Raw genomic sequence first — 14,933 nt, 5'->3', positions numbered from 1 at the left:
AGGTGGCGTATATTACGCTTTCCTCTTTCAGAGTCAACCCTAATTTTCAGGATTTTTCTCTTCGAACCCCGGAGACTCTGTGAAGTTGTTCACATGTTCCGTGTCGATGGAGGCGCATTATAGGGAGTTCCTCGCAGGCCGCAACAGGTATTTTCGACAAAAACGATCGTTTGCTGCATTCCACAGCAAAACCCGTCCTTATACCCTGTTGTGCACAACTTTATCCACAGAACCCATTTGCGCGGAAAATTTACGAGCACCGCGCAAACGTTTTCGCTACAATTCCTCGCGACGAAACGCTCCCTCTTTTATAAGGTCGTTACCTGAATCTGTGCCCGATTGCTCCTCTATAGAGAGAAAATTCTTTCCTTATAGAGAGAAGCAGGTGGAAATTCACGTAACGCTCTTTATTGCGACTCCAAAGCCAAGGGATAAAACCATGCAACAACCTCGTCCAATCCGCCGGGCTCTGCTCAGCGTCTCCGACAAAGCCGGTATCGTTGAATTCGCCGAAGCGCTTTCCCAGCGTGGCGTCGAACTACTCTCCACCGGCGGCACCGCCCGCTTGCTGGCAGATGCCGGCCTGCCTGTTACCGAAGTTTCCGACTACACCGGTTTCCCGGAAATGATGGACGGACGAGTCAAGACCCTGCATCCCAAAGTACACGGCGGCATTCTGGGCCGTCGCGGTCAGGACGATGCGATCATGGGCCAGCACGACATCAAGCCGATCGACATGGTGGTCGTTAACCTTTATCCGTTCGCCCAGACAGTCGCGCGCCCGGATTGCTCGCTGGAAGACGCCGTCGAGAATATCGATATCGGCGGCCCGACCATGGTGCGCTCCGCAGCCAAGAACCATAAAGACGTCGCCATCGTGGTGAAGAGCGGTGACTACGCCGCCATCATTACCGAGATGGATAACAACGATGGCTCGCTGCAATACGCCACCCGTTTCGATCTGGCGATTAAAGCCTTCGAGCATACCGCCGCCTACGACAGCATGATCGCCAACTACTTCGGCGCACTGGTTCCGGCCTATCACGGTGATACCGAACAACCTGCCGGCCGGTTCCCACGCACCCTGAACCTTAACTACATCAAGAAACAGGATATGCGCTACGGCGAAAACAGCCACCAGCAAGCGGCCTTCTATATAGAAGAGAACGTTCAGGAAGCTTCTGTCGCTACCGCTGACCAGCTGCAGGGCAAAGCGCTCTCCTATAACAACATCGCCGATACCGACGCCGCCCTGGAGTGCGTCAAAGAGTTCGCCGAGCCGGCCTGCGTGATCGTCAAGCACGCCAATCCATGCGGTGTCGCAATCGGCGATGATATTCTGGCGGCCTACGAGCGCGCCTATCAGACCGACCCAACTTCGGCTTTCGGCGGTATCATCGCCTTCAACCGTGAACTGGATGCCGCCACCGCGCAAGCCATCATTAGCCGCCAGTTCGTGGAGGTGATCATTGCCCCGAGCATCAGCCAGGAAGCCCGCTCTCTGCTGGCCGCCAAGCAGAACGTTCGCGTTCTGGCCTGCGGTCAATGGCAACAGCGCGTTGCCGCTCTGGACTTCAAACGCGTCAACGGCGGCCTGTTGGTGCAGGATCGCGATCTGGGTATGGTGAACGAAGGCGATCTGCGCGTGGTGTCCGAACGTCAGCCAAGCGCTCAGGAACTGCGTGATGCGCTGTTCTGCTGGAAAGTGGCCAAATTCGTGAAATCCAACGCCATCGTTTATGCACGTGACAACATGACCATCGGCATAGGCGCCGGCCAGATGAGCCGCGTTTACTCCGCCAAAATCGCCGGGATCAAAGCGGCAGACGAAGGGCTTGAGGTGAAAGGTTCCGCCATGGCGTCCGACGCCTTCTTCCCGTTCCGTGACGGCATCGATGCGGCAGCGGCGGTTGGCATCACCTGCGTGATCCAGCCTGGCGGTTCGATCCGCGACGACGAAGTGATTGCCGCCGCCAACGAGCACGGCATTGCGATGATCTTCACCGACATGCGCCACTTCCGCCATTAATCCCTTTTCCTTTTGCCGCGTGCGCTACGGCGCACGCTCTGCATGGAGTACCTGATGAACATTTTAATTATCGGCAACGGCGGGCGTGAACATGCGCTGGCATGGAAAGCCGCTCAGTCACCGCTGGCCGACAAAGTTTACGTCGCACCGGGCAACGCCGGTACTGCGCTGGAACCAAACCTTACAAACATAGCGATCTCCGCTACCGATATTCCGGCGCTGGTTGCCTTTGCACAAAGCCATGACATCGGTCTGACCATCGTTGGGCCGGAAGCGCCGCTGGTGATCGGCGTGGTTGACGCCTTCCAGGCCGCCGGCCTGAAAATCTTTGGCCCGTCTCAGGCAGCCGCTCAGTTGGAAGGCTCTAAAGCCTTTACCAAAGACTTCCTGGCGCGTCATAACATTCCAAGCGCCGAGTACCAGAACTTTACCGAAGTTGAGCCGGCGCTGGCTTATGTACGCAGTAAAGGCGCACCCATCGTCATCAAAGCCGATGGTCTTGCCGCCGGTAAAGGCGTCATCGTTGCCATGACGCTGCAGGAAGCGGAAGACGCAGTGCAGGACATGCTGGCCGGCAACGCTTTTGGTGACGCCGGCCACCGTATCGTGGTGGAAGAGTTCCTAGAGGGTGAAGAAGCCAGTTTTATCGTGATGGTCGACGGCGAGAACGTGGTACCGATGGCCACCAGCCAGGATCACAAACGTGTTGGCGATGGCGATACCGGCCCTAATACCGGCGGCATGGGTGCTTATTCCCCAGCTCCGGTAGTCACTGATGAAATCCACCAGCGAGCCATGGACCAAGTCATTTGGCCAACGGTACGCGGCATGGCCGCGGAAGGGAATACCTACGTCGGTTTCCTGTATGCCGGGCTGATGATCTCTGCAGAGGGTCAACCGAAAGTGATTGAGTTCAACTGCCGCTTTGGCGATCCGGAAACTCAACCCATCATGCTGCGTCTGCGCTCCGATCTGGTTGAACTCTGTCTGGCCGGTGCGGAAGGCAAGTTGAATGAGAAAACTTCCGAGTGGGACGAGCGCCCAGCCTTGGGAGTGGTGCTGGCAGCCGGTGGATATCCGGGCGACTACAGCAACGGTGACGTGATTCAGGGCTTGCCGCAGCAGGAAAGCGCCGACGGCAAAGTGTTCCATGCCGGCACGCGCATGCAGGGGGATGAGGTAGTCACTAACGGTGGCCGCGTGCTGTGCGTGACAGCGCTGGGTACAACGGTGGCGGAAGCGCAACAACGCGCATACCAGTTGGCGAAAGGCATTCAGTGGCAGGGCAGTTTCTGTCGCAACGATATTGGCTATCGGGCAATTGCCCGAGGCAAATGATCTGAACGTCGCACCACAGTCAAACGCAGGGTTCTGTATGCAGAGCCCTTTTTTATAACGTCTCTTCTTTAGGTTCCCAGCGGCAAAAATCGTCGTTCGCCACCAGCAGCAGTTCGCGCCCTTCCGGTGCATCCAACCAGGCTATATTCACCGGCTGGTTGCTGTTGCGGGCCCGCCGCGCGATCCAGGCTTCTGCATTATTATCCAGCCCGGGCTTGATTGATTGCCCATCACAGGTTTGCACCACGCCTTGTTGCCAACGCCCCTGTATTAGCTTCACCTTACCGGCGCGCAACGCATCGCTCAGTTCAAGGACTCGCCGCGCCTGATATTGATACAAAGCGATCTCATCGCCGGTCAGTTGCTCACGTCGCGTCGCCAGTTGGCGCTGCATAAAGCTCACCGTCCCGTCATCGGCAAAGCGTAATTGAATAGAGTCTTGATCGCGATCGGCATCAGTGCGCTTAATTTGGCGCAGTTCGCCGCTCTGGTATTCGTACACTGTGGTGACCGTACCTGGCCCGCGATAGGGGCTATAGACACTCATCAACACCTGTGGACGTTGCTGGTCGTCGTCTTTACGCCACAAACGCATAACGCCTTGGTCAGCCACGTAGCCGCTGGCAGTAAAGGTGGGAGGATCGGAATGACTGCTGCAGGCGCTCAGGCCACCGGCAATGCCAATGGCCAGCAACGCCTGACGGACAAACAAAAGGGGCGCCATCGCCCCCCTGTTTAATCTTTTCACCAACACGCAGTATTACTTAACTGCGTCTTTCAGTGCTTTACCAGAAACGAACGCAGGCACGTTGGCAGCTGCGATTTTGATTTCTTTACCAGTCTGTGGGTTGCGGCCGGTGCGCTCGTTACGATGGTTCACTTTGAAAGTACCGAAACCAACCAATTGTACTGCATCACCTTCTTTCAGAGACTCAGTAATAGCAGCCAGGGTAGATTCCAGAGCCAGTTTAGCTTGTGCTTTGGAAAGGTCAGCCTTGTCCGCGATTACATCAATCAGTTGAGTCTTGTTCATAAGTTATCCTTACAGTGTGTTTATCGTTTGCAAAGCATCGAGTGCGACGGATATGCCGATTGACAGCACCCTCCTGCATACACGCACCGATAGCCACTTTTTTTACGCCCCCCAAATGTAGACCAGACAGGGTGCGGATGTGAAGCCTTAAGGCATGACAAATCAGGCGTTAAATCACGTTTTCTTGCCTTATTGCGTTAAATTTATCCCGATATTACTTACCGCGGCCTCGCGGAGGTCCGAACGCAACCCTTTGATCAGCTCTAAATCGCGCTCTTCACAGTCAGCCAACAGGCGGAAAATCTCCCATTGAATGTCCCATTCTTCCTCTACCGCAGGCAAAACCTTCAACTCATCGTCGGTCATTTCTTTACCGGCCTGAGTCATTTCCAACATCGCCACGGTACGAATTGACGTTTCGCTAATGGCAATGGCGTGCTCCAGCGTCTCCCCGCTGAGCCGCGAATGGATCAGTTCCCCTAATGCGATACAGGCGTCAATCGCCGGGTAAACGCCGTAAAGATCGTAATCTTCTGCCGAAGGTATTGCCTCTTCCAACTTCTCCAGCTGGCTGTCAAAGTTGACCTTGGCATCCTTCACCACCAGAGTTTCCCACACCAAATCCAGAATACGACGGTAAATGGCCGGATCGCCGAACTCGGTCTGCAGGCAGAACATCTGGTAATTCGGATACATACGCTCGCACAAACTGGCCATAAAGGTCAAATGTTGCCAGCTTTCAAGCTTTTCCAGACGTAAATGAATCGGGTTACGTAGCATTGTTCACTCTCTTACGCGTTATCTGCGCCGCAGTGTACCCGAAATCGATCATTGCGACACCTCTGGATGCTGTTGCAGCCAGCGCTGGAAGGCCGGCCGGCGCGAGGCGATGGCATCGGCCCAGCGCGTGGGTTCAGGTAAACGGTAACCCGCCATGCAGCGCTGTACCCAGGCCAAGGCGCTGTCGGCGCTTACACGGTGGCCGGTGGCGATAAACAACGGGTTGCAGCGCGCCTTGCTGCGCCACACCCAGCCAAGCTGTTCGCCTTTATCCTCCAGCGGCGCCAGCGCACCGGCCGCGGCATCCAGAGGAGCGAATTTACCGCACAGACGCTTCTTCGCCACGCCGATGGTCGGCACATTGACCAACAACCCAAAGTGGCTGGCGACGCCCAGACGGCGCGGATGCGAGATGCCATGACCGTCGACAAAAACCAGGTCCGGCTTCTGTTGCAGCCGTTCCCACGCGGCAAGCAACGCGGGATATTCGCGGAATGAAAGAAACCCCGGAATATAGGGCATGGTAGTCGCCACACGGGCAATCTGGTATTCAACCAGTTCCAGCGACGGATACCGCAGGATGGCGATGGCGGCTCGCGTCACCGACCCTTCCTGCTCGAAACCCACATCGGCACCGGCGATAAACGCCGGTGTATCGACCAGAAAATCATCGTGGCGAATGACTTCAGACGCGCGCTGCAACTGCTCTGCGCGCAGGGCTTGGGTATCAATCACATTTCGTCCTTAGCGATGATATTTCGCCGATTGAGCGTGAACGGCCTCCACAAAGACGCCCGCGTTTTCTGGCGGTACGTCCAGATGAATGCCGTGGCCCAGATTGAACACGTGGCCTTCGCCGTGGCCGAAACCGGCAAGAATGGTTTCCACTTCCTGGCCGATGCGTTCAGGCGATGCGTACAGCATGGACGGATCCATATTCCCCTGCAGCGCCACTTTGTCGCCTACGCGACGGCGCGCATCCGCGATATCGGTAGTCCAGTCCAGGCCCAGCGCGTCGCAACCGGTCGCCGCCATCGCTTCCAGCCACTGGCCGCCGCCTTTGGTGAATAACGTGACCGGCACGCGGCGGCCGTCGTTTTCACGCAGCAACCCGTCGACAATCTTGTGCATGTAATGCAGCGAGAATTCGCGATAGTCGCGGCCAGTCAGCACGCCACCCCAGGTATCGAAGATCATCACCGACTGCGCGCCGGCTTTAATCTGGGCGTTAAGATACAAAATGACGCTGTCCGCCAGCTTATCCAGCAGCAAATGCAGCGTGGCCGGCTCGGCGTACATCATTTTTTTCAACTTGGTAAAGGCCTTGCTGCTGCCACCTTCCACCATATAGGTCGCCAGCGTCCACGGGCTGCCGGAGAAGCCAATCAGCGGCACTTCGCCTTTCAGTTCGCGACGGATGGTGCGTACCGCGTTCATCACATAGCCCAGTTCCACTTCCGGATCGAACGCCGGCAGTTTGTCCACGTCGGCACGGCTGGTGATGGGCGAAGAGAAGCGCGGGCCTTCACCGGCTTCGAAATACAGGCCCAGCCCCATGGCATCGGGAATGGTGAGGATATCGGAGAACAGAATGGCGGCATCCAGCGCATAGCGGCGCAGCGGTTGCAGCGTAACCTCACAGGCCAACTCCGCGTTCTTGCACAGCGACATGAAATCGCCGGCTTGAGCGCGGGTGGCTTTGTACTCCGGCAAATAACGACCGGCCTGACGCATCATCCATACGGGGGTCACATCCACCGGCATACGTTGCAGCGCGCGCAGGTAACGATCGTTCTTCAACTCATTCATCATAGGGCTCCCTTATTCATCTGCCGTTATTGTAGCGATTTATTGCTCACGGCATAAGGCTACGGTGTCCTCTATCAGGCGGCGCGCCACGGTGCCGGGTGGCGGCAACAGCGGCAACTGGTCATAACGGTACCATCCGGCGTTCAGCAGCTCTTTCGGATCGTGACGAATCTCACCGCGGTGGTAATCGGCCATAAAGGCCATCATCAGCGAATGCGGGAACGGCCAGGGTTGAGAAGTGACATAACGCAGGTTTTTGATTTCAATATTACTTTCTTCCATCACCTCGCGCGCGGCCGCCTGTTCCAGCGTTTCGCCGACCTCGACAAAACCGGCCAGCACAGTATGAATGCCGCCGCGATGACGCACATGCTGCGCCAGCAGGATCTCATCGTCACGCCGAATAGCGACGATTACGCAGGGTGCAATCTGCGGGTAGTAACGCTCCCGGCAGTGGCCGCACAGGCAGGCGCTCTCGGTACGGCTGAGGTGCATCTCATGGCCGCAATAACCGCAGAAGCGATGAGAGCGGTAAAAGTCGGCCAGTTGCACGCCGCGCCCGGCAAGCTGAAACAACCCGCGATCGAGCTCGAGCAGTTGACGCACCGAGCCCATATCCTGCGGCATCGTCTGACGCACCAGCCACACCGGCAGCCCTTCCCACTCGCCAATGGTGCGCGCCATTCGCCCCTGCAGGGAAAACGCCGCCGCCGAACCGAACGGCAATTCACCGTGCGGTAACCAAAGTTTGCTTTCATGGCTGACGATCCACCAGCCATTTTCATTACCCGTTAATGCAAGTTCCATATCGTTGTTGCACAACCTCAGCTTCACTGGCACTCTACAAATCGGCCTTGTTACATTTTAATAACTTACTGTTACTTTTTATTACTTACGGAGTCAAACATGCTCAACCGTTTGGAAAGCCTGACTCAGCGCGTTGGTGGTAGTAATGAATTAGTTGATCAATGGCTTCAGGCACGCAAGCAGTTGCTTGTCGCCTATTGCACCCTCGTGGGCATCAAACCGAACAAAGAAAAGCATACGCCGCTGAATGAAAAAGCGCTGGAGAACTTTTGCCATAATTTGGTGGATTATCTCTCTGCCGGGCATTTTCATATCTATGACAGAATTATCAAACAAGTGGAAGGCGCACCCAGTCCGAAAATGGCGCTATCGGTGAACATCTACCCCAAACTTTGGGTCAATACCGAGCAGATCATGGCTTTCCACGATCGCTATACCGAAGTAGATATCGATCAGGACGTGTGCATGGAACTCCACCAGGCGCTGTCGGATATCGGCGAAACGCTTGCTGCACGTTTTACCCTGGAAGATAAGTTGATCCAACTGGCGACGGAAGCCTCGCAGCAACCTCTGTCGGATAAAGCACTGGATCAGACGCGTTAGAATTTTGTAGTTTTTTTTATTATCCCTCCTATACTGGAGGGCATCTTGTCGGAGTGCCTAGCGCTGATTTGCTCATCAAATTGGCCAGGCTGAGACCGTTAATTCGGGATCCGCGGAACCTGATCGGGTTAATACCCGCGAAGGGAACAAGAGTAATCTATCGCCACAGGCAGGGCTTCCCGAACGGGGATACCCCCGCCTTGCCGGCCAGCATCATTACTCCCTCCGAGCTCCAGACAAGCAATTTTCCCAACTCATTACACTGGTAGGAATTTGCTATGTCTAACGTTAAAAAACCACGCGCTCGTAAAGAGCAGCGCGAAGAAGCCCAGCAGTTTATCGACACTCTGCAGGGCGTATCCTTTCCCAATTCACACCGCATCTATCTGCAAGGCTCGCGCAGCGATGTGCGGGTCCCGATGCGTGAAATCCAGCTCAGCCCGACGCTGATTGGCGGCGACAAAAACAACCCGCAATACGAGCAGAACGAAGCTATCCCGGTATACGACACCGCCGGCCCGTACGGCGATCCGCAATCCGAACTCGATGTGCACCGCGGCCTGGCGAAACTGCGCGCCGGCTGGATCGAAGAACGTGGCGATACCGAGGCCCTCAAAGGCGTCAGTTCCGGGTTCACCCAGCAGCGCCTGGCGGACGAAGGGCTGGATCATCTGCGCTTCGAGCATCTGCCGCAGCCGCGCAAAGCTCAGACGGGCAAATGCGTCACCCAGTTGCACTACGCGCGCGCCGGCATCGTCACCCCGGAAATGGAATTCATCGCCATCCGCGAAAACATGGGCCGTGAGCGCATCCGTGGTGAAGTGTTGCGCCACCAGCATCCCGGCCAAAGCTGGGGCGCTAACCTGCCGCAAAACATCACGCCGGAATTCGTTCGTCAGGAAGTGGCCGCCGGACGTGCCATCATCCCCGCCAATATCAACCACCCGGAAGCCGAACCGATGATCATCGGCCGTAACTTCCTGGTGAAGGTCAACGCCAATATCGGCAATTCCGCAGTGACTTCGTCGATTGAAGAAGAAGTGGAGAAGCTGGTGTGGTCCACCCGCTGGGGTGCGGACACCGTGATGGATTTGTCCACCGGCCGCTATATCCACGAAACCCGCGAATGGATCCTGCGCAATAGCCCGGTACCGATCGGTACGGTGCCGATCTATCAGGCGTTGGAAAAAGTGAACGGTGTGGCGGAGAATCTGACCTGGGAAATGTTCCGCGATACGCTGCTGGAGCAGGCCGAGCAAGGCGTCGACTACTTCACTATCCATGCCGGTGTGCTGCTGCGTTACGTGCCGATGACCGCCAAACGCCTGACCGGCATCGTCTCCCGTGGCGGTTCGATCATGGCCAAATGGTGCCTGTCGCATCATCAGGAAAACTTCCTGTATCAACACTTCCGCGAAATTTGTGAAATCTGCGCCGCCTATGACGTATCGCTGTCGCTGGGTGACGGCCTGCGCCCCGGCTCGATTCAGGACGCCAACGACGAAGCGCAGTTCGCCGAACTGCACACGCTGGGCGAACTGACAAAAATTGCCTGGGAATATGACGTGCAGGTGATGATCGAGGGCCCTGGCCACGTGCCGATGCAGATGATCCGCCGCAACATGACCGAAGAGCTGGAACACTGCCACGAAGCGCCGTTCTATACCCTGGGCCCGCTGACTACCGATATTGCACCGGGTTATGACCACTTCACCTCCGGCATAGGGGCCGCGATGATCGGCTGGTTCGGCTGCGCCATGCTGTGCTACGTCACGCCGAAGGAACACCTCGGTCTGCCAAACAAAGAAGACGTGAAGCAGGGATTGATCACCTACAAAATTGCCGCCCACGCCGCCGACCTGGCCAAAGGGCATCCGGGCGCGCAAATCCGCGATAACGCCATGTCCAAAGCTCGCTTCGAATTCCGCTGGGAAGATCAATTCAACCTGGCGCTCGATCCCGCCACCGCCCGAGCCTACCACGACGAAACCCTGCCGCAGGAATCCGGAAAAATCGCCCACTTCTGCTCAATGTGCGGGCCGAAGTTCTGCTCGATGAAGATCTCGCAAGAGGTCCGCGACTACGCCGCCGCGCAGGAGGCTGCCAAGCCGATAGAGGTGCAGCTAACCGGCATGGAGAAGATGTCAGCCGAGTTCCGCTCACGGGGTAGCGAGTTGTACCACAGCGCCGATACCCTGCAGGAGGAGATGAACAATGACTGAAATCGCCACGCCTTTCCCCGCCACGCCGCACAGGCTGGGATTATACCCGGTCGTCGACAGCGTTGAATGGATTGCCCGCCTGCTGGAGGCGGGCGTGACCACGATCCAGCTGCGCATCAAGGATTTGCCGGATGAACAGGTCGAGGATGATATCGCCGCCGCCATTGCCCTCGGCAAGCGCTATCACGCCCGGCTATTTATCAACGATTACTGGCAACTGGCGATCAAGCACGGCGCCTATGGCGTGCACCTCGGCCAGGAAGATTTGGATACCACCGATCTGGCGGCAATCCATCGGGCAGGATTACGGCTTGGCGTATCCACTCATGACGATGCCGAATTAGCCCGGGCGATAGCGGTGAAACCTTCCTATATCGCACTGGGGCACATCTTCCCGACCCAGACCAAAGAGATGCCTTCCGAGCCCCAAGGCCTGGCTGAGCTGAAACGCCATGTCGCCGGACTGGGTGACTATCCAACGGTAGCGATCGGCGGGATCGGGATTGATCGCGTGACGGCGGTGCTGGATTGCGGCGTCGGCAGCGTGGCGGTGGTTAGCGCCATCACCAAGGCACCGGACTGGCGTGCGGCCACCGCGCAGCTTTTGCAACTGATCGAAGGCAAGGAGTGATTCGATGCTTAACGATCAAGAATTTCTGCGCTACAGCCGCCAGCTGCTGTTGGAGGACGTAGGTCCGCAAGGCCAGGAAAAGCTTAAGCAGGCATCGGTTTTGCTGGTCGGCCTGGGGGGACTAGGTTCCCCCGCCGCGCTCTACCTGGCCGCTGCCGGCGTCGGTAAGCTGCTGTTGGCCGATGACGATACGCTGCACATCACCAATCTGCAGCGTCAGGTCCTTTACCGCAGCACCGACATTTCCAAAGGCAAAGCCGCTCTGGCACAGCGTCAGTTGCAAGCGTTGAACCCGATGGTCGAATCCATCGCGCTGGAACAGCGTTTACAGGGGGAAAGCTTGCAAGACGCCGTGGGGCGCGCCGATCTGATCCTGGATTGCAGCGATAACATGACAACCCGCCATGCCGTGAACGCCGCCTGTATCGCCGCCGGCAAACCGCTGATCAGCGGCAGCGCGGTGGGTTTCAGCGGCCAGTTGCTGGTGATTGAACCGCCTTATGCCCACGGTTGCTACGCCTGCCTGTACCCAGAACACACCGAGCCGCAACGCAACTGCCGCACCGCAGGCGTACTCGGCCCGGTGGTCGGCGTCATTGGCACCCTGCAGGCGCTGGAGGCGATAAAAATGCTGGCGGGAATGCCTTCATCACTCAGCGGCAAGTTACGGCTGTTCGATGGTAAACAGCAAAGCTGGAGTACGTTGCAGCTCAGCCAGGCCAGCACCTGCCCGGTATGCGGAGGCGCAGCATGAAAGTCCGGCTGAATGACCAACCGCTGGAGCTGGCGCAACCACTGAGCGTCGCCACCCTGCTTGAGCAGTTGGAGCGCCACCAGCCAGGTACCGCACTGGCTATTAACCAAACTATCATCCCGCGTGCCGACTGGGCTAACCACCAGGTACAGGACGGTGATGACATCCTGCTGTTCCAAGCGATTGCCGGAGGCTGACATGCTGCAAATCGCCGATACCACCTTTACTTCACGCCTGTTTACCGGCACCGGCAAATTCGCCACTCCTGCGCTGATGCTGGACGCGCTGCAAGCCTCCGGTTCGCAGTTAGTGACCATGGCAATGAAGCGCGTTGACCTGCGTGGCGGCAATGATGCCATTCTTGCGCCGCTGCAACAGTTGGGCGTGCGCCTGCTGCCCAACACGTCCGGCGCCAAAACTGCCGCTGAAGCGGTGTTTGCCGCCCGCCTGGCACGCGAGGCACTTGGCACCCATTGGGTAAAACTGGAAATCCATCCCGACGTGAAATATCTGCTGCCGGACCCGATTGAAACTCTGAAAGCAGCAGAAACGTTGGTAAAAGAGGGCTTTGTAGTGTTGCCCTACTGCGGTGCCGATCCGGTGCTGTGCAAACGGTTGGAAGAAGTCGGTTGCGCGGCGGTAATGCCGCTTGGCGCGCCGATAGGCTCCAATCGCGGGCTCCGGACCCGCGACTTCCTGGAAATCATTATCGAACAGGCCAAAGTGCCCGTCGTGGTCGATGCCGGCATCGGTGCGCCAAGCCATGCGCTGGAGGCGATGGAGCTGGGCGCCGATGCGGTGCTGGTGAATACCGCCATCGCCGTGTCTCACGACCCGGTACAGATGGCGCGTGCATTCCGTTTGGCGCTGGAAGCCGGTGAGCTGGCGCGCCAGGCCGGGTTGGGCGGCCGCAGCCGCAGCGCGGTAGCCTCCAGCCCGCTGACCGCCTTCCTCACCCAAACCGGGGAGGCATTGTAATGGCAGATGATTTCAGTAGCCGCTGGCAGCAGCTCGATTGGGACGATATCTCGCTGCGCATCAACAGCAAAACCGCGCAGGATGTCGAACGGGCGCTCAAAGCGCAAAAATTGACGCGTGAAGATTTTATGGCGCTGATATCGCCCGCAGCTGCGCCCTACCTGGAACCGCTGGCGCAGCGTGCCCAACGGCTGACGCGCCAGCGCTTTGGCAATGTGGTCGGCTTCTATGTGCCGCTGTATCTGTCCAACCTGTGCGCCAACGACTGCACCTATTGCGGTTTCTCGATGAGCAATCGTATAAAACGTAAAACTCTGGATGCCACCGAGATCGAGCGCGAATGCCTGGCGATTAAGGCATTGGGTTTCGAGCATCTGTTGCTGGTCACCGGCGAGCACCAGACCAAAGTCGGCATGGACTATTTTCGCCGGCATATTCCAGCAATCCGCACCCACTTCAGTTCACTGATGATGGAAGTGCAACCGCTGGCGGAGGAAGAATATGCCGAACTGAAAGTGCTGGGATTGGACGCTGTGCTGGTGTATCAGGAAACCTATCATCCTGCCACTTACCTGCAACATCATTTGCGCGGGCAGAAACAGGATTTTCACTGGCGGCTGGCTACGCCGGATCGGCTCGGCCGTGCCGGGATCGACAAGATCGGCCTCGGCGCGCTGATTGGGCTTTCCAACAGTTGGCGCACCGACTGCTATATGTTGGCCGAACACCTGTTCTACCTGCAACAAACCTACTGGCAGAGCCGTTACTCAATTTCATTCCCACGTCTGCGCCCCTGCGCCGGCGGCATTGAGCCGGCATCTATCATGAGTGAATCGCAGTTAGTGCAGTTAATCTGCGCCTTTCGCCTGTTCGCGCCAGACGTAGAGCTTTCTCTGTCTACGCGCGAGTCGCCGTTCTTCCGTGATCATATGATCCCGCTGGCGATCAACAGCGTCAGCGCCGGCTCCAAGACCCAGCCCGGCGGCTACGCCGACGATGTACCGCCTGAACTGGAACAGTTCGAACCACATGATGGCCGCACACCGCAGCAGGTGTCACAGGCTATCAGTGCAGCCGGGTTGCAACCGGTGTGGAAAGACTGGGACGGATATTTGGGGCGTAGCGCGCAGTAATTTGCAATCTTTGCAGCCCGACAGGAAAAGCCATGGAAGCGCCGCGCAAAGCCTGCCAAGGCTGCTGGTACGGGAAATCAGTGCGGTTATAGTGGCGATGCTGGCTTCCGAATCCGGCACCAGCCGGAGCCGCTATTTTCTCAACGGCTCTGCTTACCAACCCCCGGATCGCGCCGGATGCCCTCCCGCGCGACTCCGGGACCTCCCAATGTCTGAATCCTCTCACATTCATCTCACCGCTCTTTTGACAAAACAAACTGGTTGGACCACATTTAAAATCTGATTGCTGAACCGGTCTGATAACTCTGCGGGATAACCACCATGAATCTGTATCTGCGACTGATCTGGGTTTTACTCTCATCGTGCTGGAAGCCACGCATGTCGATGGACGCTTTGACCAACCAGCTGGCAACCCGCGTGTGGCTCAATGACATCGATCTCAATTTGCATATGAACAACGGCCGCTACATGACGGTATGCGACCTGAACCGGGTCGATTTGTTTATTCGCACCGGCCTGATGGCGTTGATGCTTAAACGACGCTGGTCACCGATCATCAGCCAACACACCATGGATTACAAAAAGGCGCTGCAACCCTTCCAGCGCTATCAGGTCAGCATGAGCATTACCCACTGGGACGAGCGCTATTTCTATGCCACCCACACCTTCAGTATCGGAGAGCGGATCGTCGCTCAGGGTACCTCGCGGGCGGTGATTTTAGGGCGGGAAGGTGTGGTGGCGCCGGATGTGGTGGTAGCAAGCGTTCGGCAATACCAGCAGGCAAAGGGCTTCATCGGCGTGTGATTTGGGCAAAAA

Annotated in this window: 16 protein-coding genes and 1 riboswitch; of the genes, 10 read left to right on the top strand and 6 right to left on the bottom strand. The window is 57.4% G+C overall.

Annotated elements, in window-relative coordinates; all coding sequences use genetic code 11:
• Positions 1 to 439: 439 nt before the first annotated feature.
• Positions 440 to 2,029, top strand: coding sequence for a bifunctional phosphoribosylaminoimidazolecarboxamide formyltransferase/IMP cyclohydrolase (gene purH / locus V2S86_RS24940; RefSeq protein WP_311995472.1), 1,590 nt, complete (start codon positions 440 to 442; stop codon positions 2,027 to 2,029).
• Between the two features lie 54 nt (positions 2,030 to 2,083).
• Positions 2,084 to 3,367: a phosphoribosylamine--glycine ligase gene (purD, locus tag V2S86_RS24935; protein ID WP_330764581.1), complete on the top strand. Its 1,284-nt coding sequence runs from the start codon at positions 2,084 to 2,086 to the stop codon at positions 3,365 to 3,367.
• A 52-nt stretch (positions 3,368 to 3,419) separates the two neighbouring features.
• On the opposite strand, the gene V2S86_RS24930 is transcribed toward purD, so the two are convergent.
• From V2S86_RS24930 to nudC, 6 genes are all read right to left on the bottom strand, one after another.
• A complete protein-coding gene (locus tag V2S86_RS24930; protein ID WP_330764580.1) occupies positions 3,420 to 4,091 on the bottom strand; it encodes a DUF1481 domain-containing protein in 672 nt (223 codons plus the stop codon).
• A gap of 36 nt (positions 4,092 to 4,127) precedes the next feature.
• Positions 4,128 to 4,400, bottom strand: a complete 273-nt coding sequence (gene hupA, locus V2S86_RS24925; protein ID WP_012004757.1) for a nucleoid-associated protein HU-alpha — start codon at positions 4,398 to 4,400, stop codon at positions 4,128 to 4,130.
• Positions 4,401 to 4,589: 189 nt separating this feature from the next.
• Positions 4,590 to 5,180: a YjaG family protein gene (locus tag V2S86_RS24920; RefSeq protein ID WP_004953973.1), complete on the bottom strand. Its 591-nt coding sequence runs from the start codon at positions 5,178 to 5,180 to the stop codon at positions 4,590 to 4,592.
• A 48-nt stretch (positions 5,181 to 5,228) separates the two neighbouring features.
• The gene (nfi, locus tag V2S86_RS24915) at positions 5,229 to 5,915 is read right to left on the bottom strand and encodes a deoxyribonuclease V (RefSeq protein WP_330764579.1); all 687 of its coding nucleotides are present in this window, start codon (positions 5,913 to 5,915) and stop codon (positions 5,229 to 5,231) included.
• Positions 5,916 to 5,924: 9 nt separating this feature from the next.
• Positions 5,925 to 6,989 (bottom strand): uroporphyrinogen decarboxylase, encoded by a 1,065-nt coding sequence (gene hemE, locus V2S86_RS24910; RefSeq protein WP_330764582.1) that lies wholly within the window; start codon positions 6,987 to 6,989, stop codon positions 5,925 to 5,927.
• Between the two features lie 39 nt (positions 6,990 to 7,028).
• A complete protein-coding gene (gene nudC / locus V2S86_RS24905) occupies positions 7,029 to 7,796 on the bottom strand; it encodes an NAD(+) diphosphatase (protein ID WP_330764578.1) in 768 nt (255 codons plus the stop codon).
• 99 nt (positions 7,797 to 7,895) lie between these two features.
• Here nudC and rsd point away from each other — a divergent pair, with 99 nt between their 5' ends.
• The 8 genes from rsd (at position 7,896) to V2S86_RS24865 (ending at position 14,921) form a co-directional block, all read left to right on the top strand.
• Positions 7,896 to 8,399, top strand: a complete 504-nt coding sequence (gene rsd, locus V2S86_RS24900; RefSeq protein WP_330764577.1) for a sigma D regulator — start codon at positions 7,896 to 7,898, stop codon at positions 8,397 to 8,399.
• A 39-nt stretch (positions 8,400 to 8,438) separates the two neighbouring features.
• A riboswitch (TPP riboswitch) is annotated at positions 8,439 to 8,562 on the top strand.
• Between the two features lie 115 nt (positions 8,563 to 8,677).
• On the top strand, positions 8,678 to 10,621 hold the full coding sequence (gene thiC, locus V2S86_RS24895) for a phosphomethylpyrimidine synthase ThiC (RefSeq protein ID WP_330764576.1): 1,944 nt from the start codon (positions 8,678 to 8,680) through the stop codon (positions 10,619 to 10,621).
• Positions 10,614 to 11,252 (top strand): thiamine phosphate synthase, encoded by a 639-nt coding sequence (thiE, locus tag V2S86_RS24890; protein WP_330764575.1) that lies wholly within the window; start codon positions 10,614 to 10,616, stop codon positions 11,250 to 11,252. The genes thiC and thiE overlap by 8 nt, the downstream gene beginning before the upstream one ends.
• Positions 11,253 to 11,256: 4 nt before the next feature.
• Positions 11,257 to 12,006, top strand: coding sequence for a HesA/MoeB/ThiF family protein (locus tag V2S86_RS24885; RefSeq protein WP_330764574.1), 750 nt, complete (start codon positions 11,257 to 11,259; stop codon positions 12,004 to 12,006).
• Positions 12,003 to 12,203: a sulfur carrier protein ThiS gene (gene thiS, locus V2S86_RS24880; RefSeq protein WP_330764573.1), complete on the top strand. Its 201-nt coding sequence runs from the start codon at positions 12,003 to 12,005 to the stop codon at positions 12,201 to 12,203. Before V2S86_RS24885 ends, thiS begins: the two co-directional genes overlap by 4 nt.
• A gap of 1 nt (position 12,204) precedes the next feature.
• Complete coding sequence (locus tag V2S86_RS24875) at positions 12,205 to 12,984, top strand: thiazole synthase (RefSeq protein WP_330764572.1); 780 nt, start codon at positions 12,205 to 12,207, stop codon at positions 12,982 to 12,984.
• A complete protein-coding gene (thiH, locus tag V2S86_RS24870) occupies positions 12,984 to 14,117 on the top strand; it encodes a 2-iminoacetate synthase ThiH (protein ID WP_330764571.1) in 1,134 nt (377 codons plus the stop codon). The genes V2S86_RS24875 and thiH overlap by 1 nt, the downstream gene beginning before the upstream one ends.
• Positions 14,118 to 14,438: 321 nt before the next feature.
• Positions 14,439 to 14,921 carry a thioesterase family protein gene (locus V2S86_RS24865; RefSeq protein ID WP_330764570.1) on the top strand — a complete coding sequence of 161 codons (483 nt, stop codon included), beginning with the start codon at positions 14,439 to 14,441 and terminating at the stop codon, positions 14,919 to 14,921.
• Positions 14,922 to 14,933 lie beyond the last annotated feature (12 nt).

Source organism: Serratia sp. C2(1), assembly GCF_036352655.1.
GTDB classification, from domain to species: Bacteria; Pseudomonadota; Gammaproteobacteria; order Enterobacterales; family Enterobacteriaceae; genus Serratia; species Serratia inhibens.
Note: the sequence above shows the minus strand (reverse complement) of the source record. Positions and strands in the feature narration are given on the sequence as shown.

Coding starts and splice junctions, on each gene's coding strand:
- nudC (WP_330764578.1), bottom strand. CDS start 7,796: ATGGAACTTGCATTAACGGGTAATGAAAATGGCTGGTGGATCGTCAGC.
- purD (WP_330764581.1), top strand. CDS start 2,084: ATGAACATTTTAATTATCGGCAACGGCGGGCGTGAACATGCGCTGGCA.
- V2S86_RS24930 (WP_330764580.1), bottom strand. CDS start 4,091: ATGGCGCCCCTTTTGTTTGTCCGTCAGGCGTTGCTGGCCATTGGCATT.
- thiH (WP_330764571.1), top strand. CDS start 12,984: ATGGCAGATGATTTCAGTAGCCGCTGGCAGCAGCTCGATTGGGACGAT.
- V2S86_RS24920 (WP_004953973.1), bottom strand. CDS start 5,180: ATGCTACGTAACCCGATTCATTTACGTCTGGAAAAGCTTGAAAGCTGG.
- rsd (WP_330764577.1), top strand. CDS start 7,896: ATGCTCAACCGTTTGGAAAGCCTGACTCAGCGCGTTGGTGGTAGTAAT.
- purH (WP_311995472.1), top strand. CDS start 440: ATGCAACAACCTCGTCCAATCCGCCGGGCTCTGCTCAGCGTCTCCGAC.
- thiE (WP_330764575.1), top strand. CDS start 10,614: ATGACTGAAATCGCCACGCCTTTCCCCGCCACGCCGCACAGGCTGGGA.
- V2S86_RS24865 (WP_330764570.1), top strand. CDS start 14,439: ATGAATCTGTATCTGCGACTGATCTGGGTTTTACTCTCATCGTGCTGG.
- hupA (WP_012004757.1), bottom strand. CDS start 4,400: ATGAACAAGACTCAACTGATTGATGTAATCGCGGACAAGGCTGACCTT.
- thiC (WP_330764576.1), top strand. CDS start 8,678: ATGTCTAACGTTAAAAAACCACGCGCTCGTAAAGAGCAGCGCGAAGAA.
- hemE (WP_330764582.1), bottom strand. CDS start 6,989: ATGAATGAGTTGAAGAACGATCGTTACCTGCGCGCGCTGCAACGTATG.
- V2S86_RS24885 (WP_330764574.1), top strand. CDS start 11,257: ATGCTTAACGATCAAGAATTTCTGCGCTACAGCCGCCAGCTGCTGTTG.
- V2S86_RS24875 (WP_330764572.1), top strand. CDS start 12,205: ATGCTGCAAATCGCCGATACCACCTTTACTTCACGCCTGTTTACCGGC.
- thiS (WP_330764573.1), top strand. CDS start 12,003: ATGAAAGTCCGGCTGAATGACCAACCGCTGGAGCTGGCGCAACCACTG.